The 17,853-nt window shown below is 30.7% G+C and carries 10 protein-coding genes; 9 read left to right on the top strand and 1 reads right to left on the bottom strand.

Going from position 1 to position 17,853, the window contains the following annotated elements; translation table 4 throughout:
* Positions 1 to 172: 172 nt before the first annotated feature.
* From V3249_RS00900 to V3249_RS00875, 6 genes are all read left to right on the top strand, one after another.
* Complete coding sequence (locus V3249_RS00900) at positions 173 to 343, top strand: hypothetical protein (protein WP_303571489.1); 171 nt, start codon at positions 173 to 175, stop codon at positions 341 to 343.
* A 17-nt stretch (positions 344 to 360) separates the two neighbouring features.
* Positions 361 to 2,106, top strand: coding sequence for an MnuA family membrane nuclease (locus V3249_RS00895; protein WP_341517592.1), 1,746 nt, complete (start codon positions 361 to 363; stop codon positions 2,104 to 2,106).
* Positions 2,107 to 2,141: 35 nt separating this feature from the next.
* Positions 2,142 to 2,792: a phosphotransferase gene (locus V3249_RS00890; protein WP_337896858.1), complete on the top strand. Its 651-nt coding sequence runs from the start codon at positions 2,142 to 2,144 to the stop codon at positions 2,790 to 2,792.
* Positions 2,793 to 2,971: 179 nt separating this feature from the next.
* The gene (locus V3249_RS00885; protein WP_337896857.1) at positions 2,972 to 4,891 is read left to right on the top strand and encodes a DNA gyrase subunit B; all 1,920 of its coding nucleotides are present in this window, start codon (positions 2,972 to 2,974) and stop codon (positions 4,889 to 4,891) included.
* A 665-nt stretch (positions 4,892 to 5,556) separates the two neighbouring features.
* The gene (locus tag V3249_RS00880) at positions 5,557 to 8,907 is read left to right on the top strand and encodes a P97 family adhesin (RefSeq protein ID WP_341517591.1); all 3,351 of its coding nucleotides are present in this window, start codon (positions 5,557 to 5,559) and stop codon (positions 8,905 to 8,907) included.
* 25 nt (positions 8,908 to 8,932) lie between these two features.
* Positions 8,933 to 12,202 (top strand): P110/LppT family adhesin N-terminal domain, encoded by a 3,270-nt coding sequence (locus V3249_RS00875; protein ID WP_341517590.1) that lies wholly within the window; start codon positions 8,933 to 8,935, stop codon positions 12,200 to 12,202.
* 759 nt (positions 12,203 to 12,961) lie between these two features.
* On the opposite strand, the gene V3249_RS00870 is transcribed toward V3249_RS00875, so the two are convergent.
* The gene (locus V3249_RS00870; protein ID WP_337902602.1) at positions 12,962 to 14,110 is read right to left on the bottom strand and encodes an amidohydrolase family protein; all 1,149 of its coding nucleotides are present in this window, start codon (positions 14,108 to 14,110) and stop codon (positions 12,962 to 12,964) included.
* Positions 14,111 to 14,379: 269 nt separating this feature from the next.
* On the opposite strand from V3249_RS00870, the gene V3249_RS00865 reads away from it, so the two are divergent.
* Genes V3249_RS00865 through V3249_RS00855 form a run of 3 tightly spaced genes read left to right on the top strand, consistent with a single transcriptional unit; the run spans position 14,380 to position 17,786 of the window.
* The gene (locus tag V3249_RS00865; RefSeq protein WP_337902601.1) at positions 14,380 to 15,144 is read left to right on the top strand and encodes a glucosamine-6-phosphate deaminase; all 765 of its coding nucleotides are present in this window, start codon (positions 14,380 to 14,382) and stop codon (positions 15,142 to 15,144) included.
* A 19-nt stretch (positions 15,145 to 15,163) separates the two neighbouring features.
* Positions 15,164 to 16,945, top strand: a complete 1,782-nt coding sequence (locus V3249_RS00860; RefSeq protein WP_341517589.1) for a PTS transporter subunit EIIC — start codon at positions 15,164 to 15,166, stop codon at positions 16,943 to 16,945.
* A gap of 10 nt (positions 16,946 to 16,955) precedes the next feature.
* Complete coding sequence (locus V3249_RS00855; protein ID WP_337902599.1) at positions 16,956 to 17,786, top strand: class II fructose-bisphosphate aldolase; 831 nt, start codon at positions 16,956 to 16,958, stop codon at positions 17,784 to 17,786.
* Positions 17,787 to 17,853: the final 67 nt, after the last annotated feature.

The following is a 17,853-nucleotide window of genomic DNA, read 5'->3' as shown; positions in this document are numbered from 1 at the left end:
TATCAATTTGATCCTCAAGTAATTTGTCATAATGATTTACAGTTTAAGAATATTATTGTTTCTAAAACAATAAATTAGTAGAAAAATATAAAAATGTAGATAACATTTTGGAAAATCTTGATAAAATTAGTACAAAATTGTCAAAACAATCGAGGAAAAAAAGGACAAAATAGTGTTTTTTAAACATTTTATTAGATTAAATTATGTTGCTAAATTTAATTTTGATATTTTTGAAAATTTAAATATCAAAATTTGTCCTGATTTACTAGAAATCTTAAATGAACTTGAGTTGAAAAAAGTTAGTGATGCTCTAATTGAATTATCTAAAAGGAAAATTGATTAACACAAATTTAATCTAAAATGAAAAAAGCTATTTTATTCCCGCTTCTTTTTGCAGGATCGGCCACAGCTGTTGGCGCTGGTGGATATTATATTTATAGTACATCTACCGGAGAACAAACCGGAAAGGGAGTTATTATAAATAAAAGTAGTCAAACATCGCCTAGAAAAGACTTGTCTGCTTCGGTTGATGAGACTCAAAAGCAAGATCAAAATCAAGAAAACACGCAAGAACCTGAAAAGAATGTAGAAAAAGACTTGTCTGCCTCGATTGAAGAAACTCAAAAACAAGAACAAAATCAAGAGCAAAATCAGGAAAATAACCCAGAACTTGAAAAAAATGTAGAAAAAGATTTGTCTGCTACAGTTGATGAGACTCAAAAGCAAAACCAAAATCCACAAAAAACCCAAGAACCTGAAACAAATGTGGAAACAGACTTGTCTGCTACGGTTGATGAGACTAAAAATCAAGAACAAAATCAGGAAAAAACACCTGAACCTGAAAAAAATGTAGAAAAAGACTTGTCTGCTACAGTTGATGAGACTCAAAAGCAAGACCCAAATCAAGAACAAATCCAAGAACCTCAAAAAAATGTAGAAACAGACTTGTCTGCTACAGTTGATGAGACTCAAAAGCAAAACCAAAATCAAGAGCAAAATCAGGAAAATAACCCAGAACTTGAAAAAAATGTAGAAAAAGATTTGTCTGCTACAGTTGATGAGACTCAAAAGCAAAACCAAAATCCACAAAAAACCCAAGAACCTGAAAAAGATTTGCAAAAAGATAATAACCAATTAATTCGCATAGGTTTTTGAAACGTTAAAGATTACACAAACAAAATAAATAAATCATCAAAAAAAGCAAATAGTGCCAAAACTTATGCTCTTGCTAGTGTTATAAACTCTTCTGGAAGTGATGTTGTTGGCCTTGCCGAAATTACTACAACTGGGGACGGGGCTGATATTGTAAAAGAGCTTGACGAATTAAATCACTCCGCTGGTTGAAAACAAATAACTACTGACGAATATGGAAAAGAAAACCAACAAGAAAAATACACCTTTTTATACAAATCTTCGCTTCTTGAAATGATAAATTTTGAAGTAAATTCTAATCCATACTTAATTCAAGACGGTACAAAATTGAAATGAACTCGACCGGTTGCTGCTGTTAAATTTAAAACTAAAACTAACATTAAAAATAATTTTACTTTAGCAATTGGTCATTTTGATGCCCAAGGTAAATATAATGGGGGGAGAAATAAAAAGCGTAAGGAAGAGGCTGATTCTGAAGCTCCCAAACAAGGCCAACAAGAAGCAGATGAAGCGCGTGATTTAGCTAATGTTTTAAAAGAAATTGACGAAAAAGATGGCTTAAATAATGAAATAATCTTCATGGGTGACACAAATATTCTCACTGAAAACACCGAAAAATTATTTGAGTCAACATTAAAGTCATACCGTTTACTCCTTGATAAAGATGAAAAAACAACCTTATCTTCTAAAAAATTTGGTGAATATTCAAATTCTTATGACAAAATTTTTTATAAAGGTGATTTAAAAACAAAAAATGCGCAAAAATACGACTTGTATTCAATTTTTGAGAATAAGATAGTCAATTTAGAAAAATATGACGAAATGCGAGAGCAAGATAAGAGACCAACAAAAGATAAAACCCGTAATCCAAAGGATATAAAAAGAATTACAGGAATTTCAAATCATACAATGATTTATTTTGACCTTGAATTAAGCGAATCTGACGAAAACTAAAATATACAATTTTTCCCGATTAATCAAAAAACCCTATGAATTTCAGCGTTTTTCCTCCAAATATTAGTGCATTGATAAAAAATCCAACTTTGATTTATTGTGGTTTACATAATTGTACTTTTATTGCTTTTTATCAAGGGCAAAAAGTACAAATTCGAATAGCAAAAAATAATTTTGTTAATTGACAAAATGAAGAAAATTTCATTCAAAACGATCCAAATTTTCTTTTTTACCAAAATGGAAATTACATTAAAAAATGGATTGAAGGACAAATTTTAGACTCAGAAAACTTAGATTTTTATATTGAAAAGTTATTCACTGAACTTTCAAAGTTTCACCAACAAAACAATCAAAAAATTACAAAATTTGATTGGGAAATTGACGAAGTTAAGGATGAAAAATACAAAAAGCTAGTTCAAAAATATCAATTTGATCCTCAAGTAATTTGTCATAACGATTTACAGTTTAAAAATATTATCGTTTCTAAAACAGATCTTTATTTTATTGATTTTGAATGAATTAGGTACAATGACCCTTATTTTGACTATGTTTCTTTGCATCTAAATTTAGGAATTTCCGCTGATAAAATCACTGAATTTTTTGGTCTGAACACTGAAAAATTCAGTGATTTTATATACTTATACAAGATTTTTACAAACTTTTGAAATAAAAAGTGGTATCTTTAGACTTATTTTGCCAACCAATTTTTATAGGAAAATTTAAATTTTTAAGCTGATTTTGATAGTATTTTTTCTTATTTTTTAACTTATTTTTCTAAATTATTAATTAAAAATAAGTTAAAAATACTTACGTTTTTTGCTTTTTATGGTAAAATTTTAACGTAACTTGTCGGAGAAAAAATATAATGTCAAAAGATTATCAAGCTGAAAATATTGTTGTTTTGGAAGGTCTAGAAGCTGTTCGCAAACGACCTGGAATGTATATTGGTGGAACTGGAATTAACGAATTACACCATTTAGTTTGAGAAGTTGTTGACAATGCTGTTGATGAAGCGCTTGCTGGTTTTGCATCTAAAATTACCTTAACAATTATAGATGATAATACAATAAGTATTGAGGATAACGGGCGTGGAATTCCGGTTGGAATTCACCCAAAACATGGTGTTTCTGCTGCTGAAGTTGTTTTTACCGTTCTTCATTCAGGTGGAAAATTTGATGGAAAATCCTATAAAGTTTCAGGCGGACTGCATGGAGTTGGTGCCTCTGTTGTTAATGCCTTAGCTAAAAATTTAAAAGTTTATATTAAACGTGAAGGCAAATTGTGGTTTCAAGAATATGTAAATGGCGGCCAAAAACTTGCTGATTTGAGTCCTATTGCTGACTTAGAAAAAAATGAAACGGGAACAACTATTATTTTTCAACCCGACTTTGAAATTTTGGAAAAAAATAATTTTCAACTTTTAACAATCGTAAATCGTATTAAAAACACAGCCTACTTGACTCAAGGAATCGAGTTTGTAATTATCGACAAGAGAAACGGATTTAATCAAAGTTTTTGCTACAATGGCGGAATTCGTGATTATGTTTCTGATCTTAGTAAGGATTTTGAAAAAGTTAGTGACAAAATCATTTATGCTGAAGGTGAATTTGAGCATAATGATGAAATTATTAAAATCGAAGTTGCCCTAAATTATATAAGTGAAGATCACGAACAAATTAAATCATACACAAATAATATTCACAATATTGAAGGTGGAACTCACGAACTGGGACTATCAGACTCACTTTTAAGAATTCTAAATAATTATGCAATTAATAATAAATTTATTAAATCTGAAGCAGATAAATTTGACAAACAAGATATAAAAGACGGTCTAATTGCAATTATTTCAGTTAAACACACAAATCCTATTTTTGAGGGTCAAACAAAAGCAAAACTAAATAACAAAGAAGTTCGTCCACTTGTAAACAAAACTCTAAGCACTGTTCTTGAACGATTTTTAGCCGAAAATCCAGAGAATGCTGATAAAATTATTAAAAGAAACCTGTTAGCCCAAAAAGCAGCTCGGGCAGCAAAGTCTGCTCGCGAAGCAGTAAAGCGTAAATCAGCCTTTGATGTAGGCACACTTCCTGGAAAACTTGCTGATTGTTCAACAAAAGATCCTCAAATCGCCGAATTATATATAGTTGAGGGAAACTCAGCTGGCGGGAGCGCCAAAATGGGTCGCGATCGTAATTTTCAAGCAATTTTACCTTTGCGAGGAAAAGTGATTAACTCACAACGCTTTCAACTTGAAAAAGTTTTGCGCAATGAAGAAATTATTTCAATGATCACCGCTTTTGGTACTGGAGTTGGTCCTGAATTTAATATTAGCAAAATTAGATACCAAAAAATTATAATAATGACTGACGCTGATTCAGATGGATCTCATATTCGCTCCTTACTTTTGACATTTTTATTCCGTTATTTCAAAAAGTTGATTGAATATGGTTTTGTTTATATTGCAATTCCACCGCTATACAAAATTTCTTACAATAAAAAGATCGAATATGCCTATAATGATGCAGAAAAAGAGGCTATTTTAAGTAAAATTAGTGGCGAAAATTCTAAATTTACTATCCAAAGATACAAAGGGCTTGGAGAAATGAATCCTGAACAACTTTGAGAAACAACAATGGATCCAAAAACTCGTCGAATGACTCAAGTTCAAATTCATAATATCCAAGAAGTAGCGCAAATTTTTGACTCACTAATGGGTACAGACGTAACTTTGCGTAAAATTTTTATCGAAGAAAATGCCCAATATGCAAAAATTGACGTTTAGTTTTTGGATATTGCCAAAAAAGGATAAAAGCTAGAAGTAATTTTTCTAGTTTTTATCCTTTTTTACGAGCTTCCCAGATGGACTAAACAGCAAAAATCATAAAAAAATACAACTGCTATTTAAACTCAATGTAAATAGAAAACTCATTTTTATTTACATTGAGCCTAAAAAAATATATGAAGTTTTGAAAGAACAATAATCAAAAGCCATAAATTTGTAGATTTCTAAACGGTCAAATTTATGGCATTCCATCATATTTATAAAATATAATGAAAAATTCGCATTATCTTATTTTAATACGACAAAAAACATAATCAAGTCCCCCTTAATTCAATATTTAAAATTTATTAATTCATTCTTAAACGAGTTTAATTATAACATAATTTTATTTTTGACCAAACATTTTTTTTTTTTTTTTGCAAAAGGCTAAATTTACAATAATAAAAATCAAGATTTAGGCCAAAAAACACTGTTTTACCGGCATTTTTGCATATTTATATTGACTAAAAACTGAATTTTCGCCATCGAACCGGCAAACTCAGCTCCTTTTTTTTTTTTTTTTAATTGAAAATTAGTATAATTACTATGTATAATTATGAAAATAAAATTAGTTTATAATTTAAACTATTTATTTTTTTATTTTTAGTACAACATAGGAGGTTTCTATGAATAAATCATCAAAATCCAAAACCCTTTTGCTAGCGGGGGGGATTTCGGGACTTATCGGAGCTGGTATTGTCGGGCTTACAATCGGTCTTACAGTAAATGTAAAATATAATTCTGAAAATCCAAGAACTCAAGTAAATCAGTTTGCATCTCGTGTTTCAAATTTGGCCTTTAATTTAAATGCTTTTAATGCTGATTCAGATTATAAAGACGTAAAATCAGCACTTTTAGATGAAAGCAATAAAATTAAAAATGCCGAAAATGCGCTTGAATCCTTTTCTTTCTTTGAGAAAAAGGGCGGGAATTTAGAAAAACTAGACTTTTCTGACTCAGAATTTTCTGATGCAAAAATTAGCTACCAAATTCTAAAAATTCTCCCAGATGATGCTAACCAAAATTTTAAAGTTAAATTTCAAGCTAGCCAAAAATTACAAAATGGCGATGTTGCCAAATCTGACATTTATGAACAAGTTGTTTCTTTTGTCAAAGAATCAACTATTTTAATTGCCGAATTTAATTTTTCCTTACAAAAAATTACCAGCAGACTTAATCAGCAAGTTCAAAATTTAATTTCTGCTAGAACCGCCAATTTTGCTGATCAAAATTCAGCAACTTCAAATCCAACAGATCCTAGCACAATTAGACCAGTTGATTTTCAACATGACCTAAATAAATCAAAAGACTCAAAAGAATTTGGTGAGAAAATTAGCTCATATTTCCCTTCACTTAATAATTTATTAGCTAGTCTTAAAAACTCACAGGAAAATAAACTTCCAAATTCAACTGATACAATTTTTAATTTTGATTTTGCCCGTGATAAGTCAACCGGTCAATTTGTTAGTCTTCAAAATCAAGTTCCTTCATTTTTCTTAGAGGCAAATCTTACTTCAACTGCTAGACAAATGCTTGACTCAAGTTCAAGTTTTTCTACCGTTGTAAATGCAATTAAATTAGAAAAAAACGATAAAAGTTCTTATTTTTTAAATTATTCAGATTTTTTTGATAATTTAAGTTTGAAAAATTTAGATAAAACAGACTTTAAATCAGACATGGGCGACAAATTGGCTGTTGAATTTTTAGCCCAAATTAAATCTGGATTTTTTAGTGATCCAGCTCAGCGCTCTGAGAGTCTAAAGTCAGAAATTTTAGAACTTTTAAAAGACAAAAAACTTGCTTTTAGTTTTGGTAATTTTGGCCAAAAATTTAAAAATCACAACTCAAGTAAAAGTCTTAAAGTTTCATTTGATCCTTTAGAAGCAAAAATTGATGCAACTGATAAGACTAAAGTTTTAATTCCTTATACAATTTCAGTTAATAGCCAATTTTTCATGCCAAGCAATTTTCCTTTGGAAATTAGTCAAAAAACTGGAACTCTTGAAATTAGCGGACTTAAACAATTAGAAAACTTAGGTCAGTTAAATAGCGATATTTTTAAAACACGCTTTTTAGAAGGACTTGGAAAAGATAATAAACAAAAACAGGCAGTTTTTGATCAATATGGGGCAGGAATCAAATCATCTTCACGCAAGGTTGCAAAAGAAGAAATTGAAGCTCTTTTTGGAAACAACAGTCCAAAAACCAATGAAATTCGCAATATTTTAGAACGTAATTACGATTTAGACTTTGGATCTTATATTTCTTTATTAGATTCTTGAGTTGGAAAACTTAAACACCCAAGTTTATCAGATATTAAAAGAATGACCAAAGATGAGACTCAATCAACTAGAAACGCCGGAGTTTCAAGTATTGAGTCTCGTAATTTTTTCCGTGACGGACACCAAGTTGCTAGTTATTTCCAAGATTTACTAACAAAAGACAGAAAAACTTTCCTTGAAACACTTTTTGAACTTTCCAAAAAATGAGGACTTATTGCTGAATCAAGTCAACTCCCTCAAAGTCTTTTAGATTCTAAAGACAATATTTTTGAAGAAGCAAATAAAATTAGTTTAACTTCTTCAGGTGATATTAAAAAACTTTCATTCAATAATTTATGAAGAGATAGCGAAGGTATCGGTTTTTATGGAACTTTGGTTCTGCCAACAAGTATTAAAACTGAACTTGGAAGTAAAAAAGGTGACTCATCAATTTTTGACTATCTAAAAACTCAAAAAGTTACAACTAAAGAAAGAAGTGAGTCTGCAGATAATACAGAAAATTATGCCAAATTTGAAAAATTTGGCGATGTTTTATCAGCATTTTTCCTAAAAGCTGGTCAGTTTGACAACTTTAAGTCTTGGGCAAAACTTGATGACAATTTAAAATATACACTTGAATTTGTTAAAGAAGCTGAACAAGAAAAAGGTGAAGTTTCTAAAAAAATTGACGAAGTAGGCAAAGAACAGGAAATTGAAGAAGCTAAAAAAGCCGAAGGCGCACAAAACCAAGGCAAAAAGGCAGAGGGAGCTCAGAACCAAGGCAAAAAGGCAGAGGGAGCTCAGAACCAAGGCAAAAAAGCAGAGGGTGCTCAAAACCAAGGCAAAAAGGCAGAAGGCGCTCAGAACCAAGGCAAAAAGGCAGAAGGCGCTCAGAATCAAGGTAAAAAAGCAGAAGGCGCTCAGAACCAAGGTAAAAAAGCAGAGGGTGCGCAAAACCAAGGGAAAAAAGACCATGTTTTACCAGTTAAATTTAGCTTCAAACTTGAATCTAACGACGGAAGTATATTAAACGTTAAAACTCCAGAAATAAAAGTATTTGTGGAACTCGAAGATGAAACCATCTATAACAATAGAAAAGAAATTAACGAACTAGATAAAGCCGTTATTCAACTTCAAGGTCAATTTAGAGAGACCAGTCTTGACTCAACTAATTATTCAAATTTAACTTTCCCTAAAAAAGTAGAAGGTTCACAGAATCAAGGTAAGAAAGCTGAAGGCGCTCAGAACCAAGGCAAAAAAGCAGAAGGCGCTCAGAATCAAGGTAAAAAAGCAGAGGGTGCGCAAAACCAAGGTAAGAAAGCTGAAGGCGCTCAAAACCAAGGCAAAAAAGCAGAAGGCGCTCAAAACCAAGGCAAAAAAGCAGAAGGCGCTCAAAACCAAGGTAAAACTGAAGACACAAGCCTTAAAAGTTACCTTCCTGAATTAGGAAAAAAAGTTGACGAATACCTCGAAACTCATTTTAAAGATAAAAATTATAAAACCCTAGTTGAATCTATTTCTGACTCATTTGACAAAACTACTAAAGAACTATTTTTTGTTTTAGTAAAAGATGAAACTAGTTCAGGTTCAGAATCATCTACAGCTTCAACAACCCCTCAAAAAAGATCAACTCTAAGAGTTAAAATTACTATTAGTAAAACTGAAACCGCCTCAACAACCTCAACAGCAGCATCAGGGATTGTCAGTAACAGCTAAATAATTTTCAAAATAGGAGAAAAAAATGAAACTATTAAAAAAGCCTTTTTGATTAGTATCAACAATTTTAGGATCAGCAATTGCACTAAGCGCTGTTATTGGGATCCCACTGGGTCTAAAAGCGTATAATAATTCTTATTATTCATTTTTAAATGAAAGCCCAACAGAGCACGCCCTTGCAAATACAGGTAGTGTTTCAAGCGAACAATTTAGTACAATTGTCTCAAATTTAAAACTAAATCCAAATATTGCTAATATTTCAGCAAAAACTGCTCTTGCGGCAGCCAAAAGTAAACTTTACCAATTTGACCTAAGCTCAGGTTTTGATTTTGGTGATCTAAAATCAAAAGACTATCAAATTAGTTTTAATTTTGAAAATGCCGTTGCTGATGGTAATTCAATTAAAAATGTTGTAGTTTTTGCCCGTTCAGAAAAAGAACAAATTACTTATTCAAAACAAATTGAACTCAAAGGTTTTGCAGCTAGTGATCAAGCCAGTGGTGATCTTGATAAATTTCAAGTTGATGAGTCAAAATCTTTTATTGATGTCTCAAGAAGCAATCTTTTACAAGCAGAATTTGAAAATAAATTAAAAACAAATTTCCAAAAATCAACAAGAATTGTTAATAATTTTTCAAAACTTGAAAGCACACTGGCTACTTCTGGGGCTAGTCTTAGTCTTTATAATTCTTTAGATGAACCAATTTTCTTGGATAGTGATTATAGTCTTGAAGTTGTTCTTGATTCTAAAGACCAATTATCTTTTACACAAAAAGATAAAAAATTATTTTTAGATGTTAATTTAGTTAATAAAAAAGATAACAAAACTAAAAAATTAAGTCTTGAAATTCGTGGTTTAATTGATCCTGATGAGTTCAAGTCAACTCTATCAACTTGACTTGAAAATCATTTTAGCGGTCAAATTAAAATGAAAGAAGTCCTTCAAGATGCGCTAATCAAAGACAAAACCACATTAGTTGATTTTTTATACAATAAAAAATCAGGAACAAATACTGAAGAAACTATTAAAAAACCAGTTAGTGAACTTTTTGAAATTGACTTAAGTCAATTAAGTCCAAGAACAAAATTTGGGACTTTTGATCTCAAAATAGAACCAAAACTTTTTGATGCAACCAAAATTAGCCAAGCTGATCAACAAAAACTTCTTAAAGACAAAAAAGTTCGCTTTGAACTTGATATTAACTTTAGCCGTCAAGACAGCCAATTAGAACAAAAAATAACCGTTTATCTTGATGTATTTGTTGATTTAAATAAATACGAGCAAGCCTTAGGTCAACTTCTTGGATCAGTAAATTCAGTTCAAGAATTTAGTCTTAAAGATCAAAGTGGACCAAGAACACTTTCAACTAATGAAATTAAAGAAACAGTTGACCAACTTTTTGAACTAGCAAAAACTGAAAGCAATCTAGAAAATCCTAGCGATGATGTTGTTACAAGAGTATTTTTACTTGACAATGGTAGATTCCCAACAACTAATGAAATTAAAAAATCAAAACAAGAACTTAAAAAAGTAATAGAAGAAGCTAAAACAAAAGCTGGCTCAATTAGTTCACAATCTGTAAATGTTTCTAATTTTGCTGAAGAAGCATCAGGTCCAACTGGTGATTCAAATACTGATTCAGCTTCAGGCGGTGGTTCAACTCCTGCTCCTGAATCAACTCCAACTCCAAATTCAACCCCTGAATCAGCTCAAAAAATTGGAACTAATGTTTGGACAACACTAAATACAGCTTCAATTTATAATCTTAGTGATGCGAAAATTGAATACCAAATTGAAGTTCAAGAAGATCACCAATTAGTTTTTGACTTTCAATTAGTTTCAACTAATGATGATTCAAAAGTTCTTGCTTCTTCCCAAATTGTTGTTAATAATGTTATTAACTCTGAAAAATCAGCTTATGACACTATTAAAAAATATAATCCTTCCTTATTTTTAGACCCAGTTAGTTTAGAAAATACTGATAAAGATGGTAAAGTTGATTTATTTGACCCTGAAAACAAAAAATTAACTTTCCACTCCGAACAAGCAAGAAGAACTGCTGATGGTCTTGAGCTTACAAAACCTTTAAAATTTCAAAAAACTCAAGCCGAAGATTCTAAACCTGAGGCTACTAAAACTGAAGTTACAAAAACGGACACAGCAAAACCAGTAGCGACAAAAACTGAGGCAACTAAAACCGAAACAGCAAAACCTAAGGTGCCTCCAAAACCATTTTCACGTGTTGATTCAGGTGCTCTTTATTTAGCTTTTAGTGCCAAAGGTATTTCTGATGGAAAACAACACTATCTTTTATCAGACAAAGATGGAAAAGGAATTTTTATCCAAAAACTTGATCCAAAAGAGGGTGAAAAACCGGTTTATGTCATCGGAATGGATTATAAACAGCTTGCAAATTATGTTTATTTAAAACAACATTTAGTCAACAAAAATCTCGGATTTAGCGCCTCTAGTCAATTTTTTGGTGGTTATGCTAATTTATTAAGACTTCTTGACAAACAACAAGTTCTAGTTACATCAGGAATTTCTAGAACAAATACAGCCCCAGGAACTAACCGTTCTACTAATTCGCAACTAAAACCTTCTTCATACTTGTACAATTCATGAGATGCCGCTGGTTTATTTCCTAGCAATGAGCCAAAGAAAATGTTTTATGAAAAAACTGAATATTTTGTAACAGTACCACCCAAACCAACAGTTCCGACAATAAATGACACTGCAAATAACGTCTATTTTACCCAATCTTTTTACTCACCAAAAGAAGAAACTGATGTTACAAAAAATAAAAATTTAATTGAAGAAGATGCAAATCTTTTATTAGAAATAATAAAAACCCCTTTTTCAATAACCTTAAGTTTATATTCTTCAAACAGTCAGGATCCTAAAAATTACAAAGAAGTTGGCGATGTTATTTATAATATCGACCCTTCAAAAACTTGAAATCCTTTCCCGAACTACTTTAATTTAGATTGAGATCAAATAGGACCAGCTGAACCTCCAAAAGAACCAGCGCCAACAACTCCAAAAGAACCAGCGCCAACAACTCCAAAAGAACCAGCGCCAACAACTCCAAAAGAACCAGCGCCAACAACTCCAAAAGAACCAGCGCCAACAACTCCAAAAGAACCAGCTCCAGCTGCTGAGAGCAAATCCCAATCTACAATTACATTAAAAGCTTTTGCTGTTTTTGATCATCCTGATTTTACAAATGGTAAAACCTCTAGTGCTCGTCAAGAAATAGTTGATGCATTTATTGACGCCTACATTAAAAAATAGTTTTTATTAAAGTTCATCAAAAAAACCTATGGATTCATAGGTTTTTTTGATTTCTAAGAAAGAAAAAGTTAAAAATTCTAAAATCAAATTTAAATTCTTTATCTCTAAATTTATTCTTAAGTAAAAAATTTTAAAAATGACTGTAAATTTGTCAAAAAATTACTGCAATTTTTCCTGAGTTTACCAGTTTGATGGCAAAAATTCACTTTTTAGTGAATATAAATAGGCAAAAATACCCGTAAATACAGGCGTTTTGACGGTAAAATCTTAATTTTTATTATTTTGAAATTAACCTGTTGCAAAAAAAAAAAAAAATGCTTGGTCTAAAATAAAATTATGTTATAATAAACTTCACCTAAGAATAAATTAATAAATTTGATATTCGAATTAAGGAGGAATTGGTTATGTTTTTTGTCGTATTAAAATAAGATAATGCGAATTTTCCATTATGTTTTTAAATATAATGGGGTGCCTTAAATTTACCCGTTTAGAAATCTACAAATTTATGGCTTTTAATTATTGTTCTTTCAAAACTTCATATATTTTTTTAGGCTCAATTTAAATAAAAACGAGTTTTCTATTTACATTGAGTTTAAATAGTAGTTGTATTTTTTCTTTTGTGATGGTTAGATTTAAAATTCAGTGTTTTTGCTTTAATAGTTGTTTTTCCTGTGTTTGCCAATAAAGTTAAAAAAGTGACCAAAATAAACCAGACGCTTTTTTAAGATTATCTCATCAAACTGGGAAACTCGGGTTTTTTTAAAAATGACTGTAAATTTGACCAAAAATTACCACCATCTTTAGATTAAAATCATCATCAACAATAACAAAATTTGCTTTTTGGCCAACTTTGATTGTACCAAAATAATCTAAAAGATTGTGGGCTTTTGCAACGTTATACGAAGAGCAGAAAACAATTTCCTGTCATGAAAGTTTAAGATTTTTCTTTAAATTTTTGAGAATACTAAGATAACTCATGCCACTTCCGGCAATTTGTTCTGAATTTTTCAAATAAAATAAATCGCCTTTTTTCTCAGTTTCTAGGTTTCCTAAATTATAAAATCCGTCTTTAAGTCCTTTTTGGGCAAGCGAATCTGAAACAGCAATTCAATTTTCCTTTTTAAGATTTTTTATTGTGAATTTTAATGTTGAATTTCTAATATGAAGTCCATCGGTAATTAGCTCAACTAGAAAATTTCTAGGTAATTTTGATTCAAAAATTAAGTTAGTAAGTGATTGACTTCTGTGGTCAAAGTTAGAACTGCCATTAAAAAAGTGAGTAAATCTGCGGTAGTTTTTTAATTCATGATCTTTTTCAAAGTCAAAACAATTTGAATGGCCAATTGCAAAATTAATTGATTTATGATAAAAATCAATTAATTTTGCCGAGTTTCTTTCAGGGGCAATTACAACTGTAATTTTTTTAGCAAATTTTTTTGCTAAAAATTCAAAATGAAAATTTTTAGCCGGAATAATTAGGTTTGGATCATGAGCACCCTTTTTTTCAACAGAAATAAAAGGTCCTTCTAAATATCAATTTAGCAAAAAATATGGATGTTTTTTAAGTAAAAAACTAAAAAATTCAGAGTTCTGTTGAATTTTAGACCAAGATTGAGTAACTGTTGCACCAAAAATAGCCGCTACACCTTCAAATTTATGTAATTTTTTTTTGTATTCTAGAAAATTTTTTTCTCAATCTGAGCTAGAAAAATCCTCAAATGAAAAACCATAACCACCATGAGTGTGCGAATCGATAAAAGCTGGTAACAAAATGTTATTTTTGCAATCAATACCTTCAAAATCGGTATTTCCACGGCCTAAATTGACAATAGTACCGCTCTCATCTAACTCAATTCAGCCAAAAAACTCTTCTAAATGACTTATAATTCTTAAATTTTTGTATAACATTTTTTAAATTTACCTTTATTTTTAAGCTATTTTTAAAACACTTGAATTTTTTAAATAATTGTATCATTATTTAAAAAATTAGTAGAAAAATTAACAAAAGCACTCCAATCAAAATCATTGATAGAAAACTAGTTGCCTGAATTTTTTCTACTAATTTATTAAATTTATAGGGAAGTTTTTTTGTCCGAGTTTAAAATTTGATAAAATTAGAATAGAGCAAAATAATAATAACAACTTTTATTTGCTATTTTAAACTGGAGGACATTAAAATGAAAATATTAATTTTTGAAAAATTGAGCGACCTACACAAATATTGTGCAGACCTTTTTATTGAACAAATTAAAACAAAACCTAATTCAGTTTTAGGTTTTGCAACCGGAGTTTCGCCAATTGAAACTTATAAACTTTTAATTGAAGATCATCGCCAAAACGGGACTTCCTGGGATAAAATTACAACATTTAATCTTGATGAATTTGTCGGAATTGACCAAGATCATCCTGAAGCATTTATCAAACAAATGAAAACTAATTTATTTGACCATGTTAATGTTCCAGTTTCCCAGATTAATATTCCTAACTCAAAAGCGAGCGATCTTGAACAAGAAGTAAAGCTTTATGAGCAAAAAATCGCTGAAAATCCGATTGATTTGCAATATATTAGTATCGGAATTAACGGTCATATGGCCTATAATGAACCTGGAACACCTTTTAATTCAACAACTCATGTTACTAATTTAACAGATGAAACAATTATTGATATGGTTAAAAAAGGGAAATTTTCCAATTTTGACCAGTGTCCAAAACAAGCAATGACAATGGGAGTTCAAACAATTTTAAAACACACAAAAAAAGCAATTATGGTTTCTTTTGGTTTGCATAAAGCAAACGTTACAAAACAAATGTTAGAAGAAAAACCTAATTCAGAAATTACTGCTTCTTTTTTACAATTGCATCCAAATTGTACTTTCATTTTAGACAAAGAAGCTGCCTCTAAATTATCGAAAGAAACACTTGATAAAGCAATTTTTTACTAAAAAAATTGAAAGGTGTTAAATGACCGTTAAATTTTCTGGTAAAATTAAAAAAATTACTCCAAAACAAAAATCACATAAATCAGAAAATTCGGTTTTTAATCGGATTTTAAACCAATTACAACGACTTGGAAAATCACTTATGTTTCCAATTGCAGTTTTGCCAATTGCTGCACTTTTATTAAGAATTGGCGCATTAATTCAAGATCCTTCGGCAAACGGTTCTATCGGAATTTCCGAGACACAAAAATTTATCGGGCGACTAATTTCAACTCCAGGTGGGATTGTTTTTGATAATTTGGCAATTATTTTTGCAATCGGAATTTCATTTGGTTTTGCCAAAGATAATCGCGGTGAAGCCGCGCTTGTTGGGGCTGTTGTTTGATACGGAATGACGGCGCTTTTAAAACAAAACCAACTTGCTGAGGCAATTTATTCAAAAGTTTTGGTGGCCGAATCAGGTGAACTTAAAGGTTTAACACAACTTTTGTATTTCCTAAAAAGTGGCAAGCCCGTCTACCAATTAGATTCAGGGGTTATTGGCGGTATTGTTGTCGGAATTGTTGTTGCGTTTTTGTATAATAAATACAAAAACGTTAAATTACCACAGACACTTTCATTTTTTGGTGGCAGAAGATTTGTGCCAATGTTAGGAATTTTATCAATAATTCCGCTTGGCTTATTTTTTGCAATTATTTGACCTTGGGCTCAATATGGACTAATTAAAATTGGCTCAGCCCTTTCGGATCAAAGCGCCAATCGCTATGCGCGGGGATTTTATGTCTCAGTTTATGCATTTCTTAATCGACTTCTTCAACCTTTTGGACTTCATCATATTTTAAATACTTTTGTTTGATTCCAATTGCCAATTGAAGGTAGATTAATTAGTCCTGTTGTTGATCAAGTGGGAAATACAATTGCAAATGTTGGCGATATTCATACTGTAAATGGTGATATAACTGCATTTAATGCCGGAATTATTGGTTCTGGTGGTTTTACAACTGGATTTTTTCCCTTATATTTAGGCGGACTTCCTGGTGCTGCAGTGGCAATGATTTTTGCCGCAAAACGGGAAAATCGGAAAACAATTACTACTTTTTTGGCAGGCGCAACACTTGTAAGTTTTCTTACTGGGATTGATGAACCCCTAATTTTTACTTTTATTTTTATTTCACCACTTTTATGACTTTTAAATGCTTTTCTCACTTCATTAATTTATATGTTCGTGTCATGAACTGGAATGAGTATCGGAATTGGATTTAGTGCCGGATTTATTGACTATATTGTCTCTTTCCCGCGTTCTTGAGCCTTTGCAAAAAATGCTGGAATTATGGCAAATCCACTATGAATTTGGGCATTTTCAGCAATAATGTTTTTAATTCAAGGCTCAAGTTTTTACTTTTTCATTAAAAAGTTTGATATTAAAACCTTAGGTCGTGAAGACAAAATTGAAACCGAAATAAGCACTAATAATGAAAATCTAGAAGTTGAGAGCACTAAAAAAATAGACCCACATAGTGAAAATATAGTCCAAAACACTGATAAAGTTAGTGACAAATATGAAAAAATGGCACTAGACTTTATTGAAATTATCGGCAAAGAAAACATTGAAGAAGTCTCAAATTGTGCAACAAGACTGCGACTTATTGTTAAAGATAATAAAAAAGATGAACACTTAGATGCAAAAATTCTTGCAGCTGGTGGTCGAGGAATTGTTCGTGTTGGCAATAAAGGTCTGCAAATTATAGTTGGCACTGATGTTGAATTTGTTGCCGATCACGTTCGCAAAATTATAGGAAAATAATAGGAAAATAATGGCACTTATTGATCCAAGATCTGTATTTTTGAAACTAAATGCAGAAAATAAAGCAATTTTTGCTTTCAATGTTTTAAATTTAGAAACACTTTTGGCCGTAATTAAAGCCGGCGAAATTTCCCAAAAACCTTTAATTATTCAGCTAAGCCAAGGGGCAATAAAATATTCGCGCATTGAAATTTTAGCGCCTATGATTTTATCAGCGATTCAAAATTCCTCTGGTAAATTTATTTTTCACCTTGATCACTGTGATGATTTAAATCTTTTTGAAAAATACATTGAATTTGGTTTTAACTCTGCAATGTTTGATGGTTCAAATTTTCCAATTGATGAAAATATCGAAAAATCACTAAAAGCTAAATCGATTGCTAATAAAAAAAATGTTTTTCTCGAGCTAGAAATAGGTCAAATTGGCGGCAAAGAAATTGGTCATCAAGAAAATGCTGAACAAATTCTTGAAATTGATAGTGTTAAAAAATTCTACCAAAAAACAGAACCAGATCTTCTTGCGATTGCTTTTGGAACCGCACACGGAATTTACAAAAAAAAGGCTAATTTAGATTGAGATTTAGTTAAAAACTTTAAAAAAGACTATAAAATTCCGCTTGTTATGCACGGAACCAGCGGCCTTTCTCTAGAAGAAATCAAAAAAGCAATCAATTTTGGAATAAACAAAATTAATGTTGGCACTGACCTTTTAGTTAATTTTTCTAACGAAGTTGAAAAATATTTTCAAGAAAATCCTAAAAGTTATGACATTAGAAAAATTAATCAAAAAGGAATTGAAAAAATGATCCAAAAAGTGCTTTTTTACCTTGAATTATCATAAAATCTTATGATTTTATATTTAATTTTTTCAATTTTAATTGCCATTTTCCTGTTTTTGATTACACTTT

Origin of the sequence: Mesomycoplasma ovipneumoniae (assembly GCF_038095995.1) — a bacterium.
Classification (GTDB): Bacteria; Bacillota_I; Bacilli_A; order Mycoplasmatales; family Metamycoplasmataceae; genus Mesomycoplasma; species Mesomycoplasma ovipneumoniae_F.
This window is presented reverse-complemented; position numbering and strand designations above follow the sequence as displayed.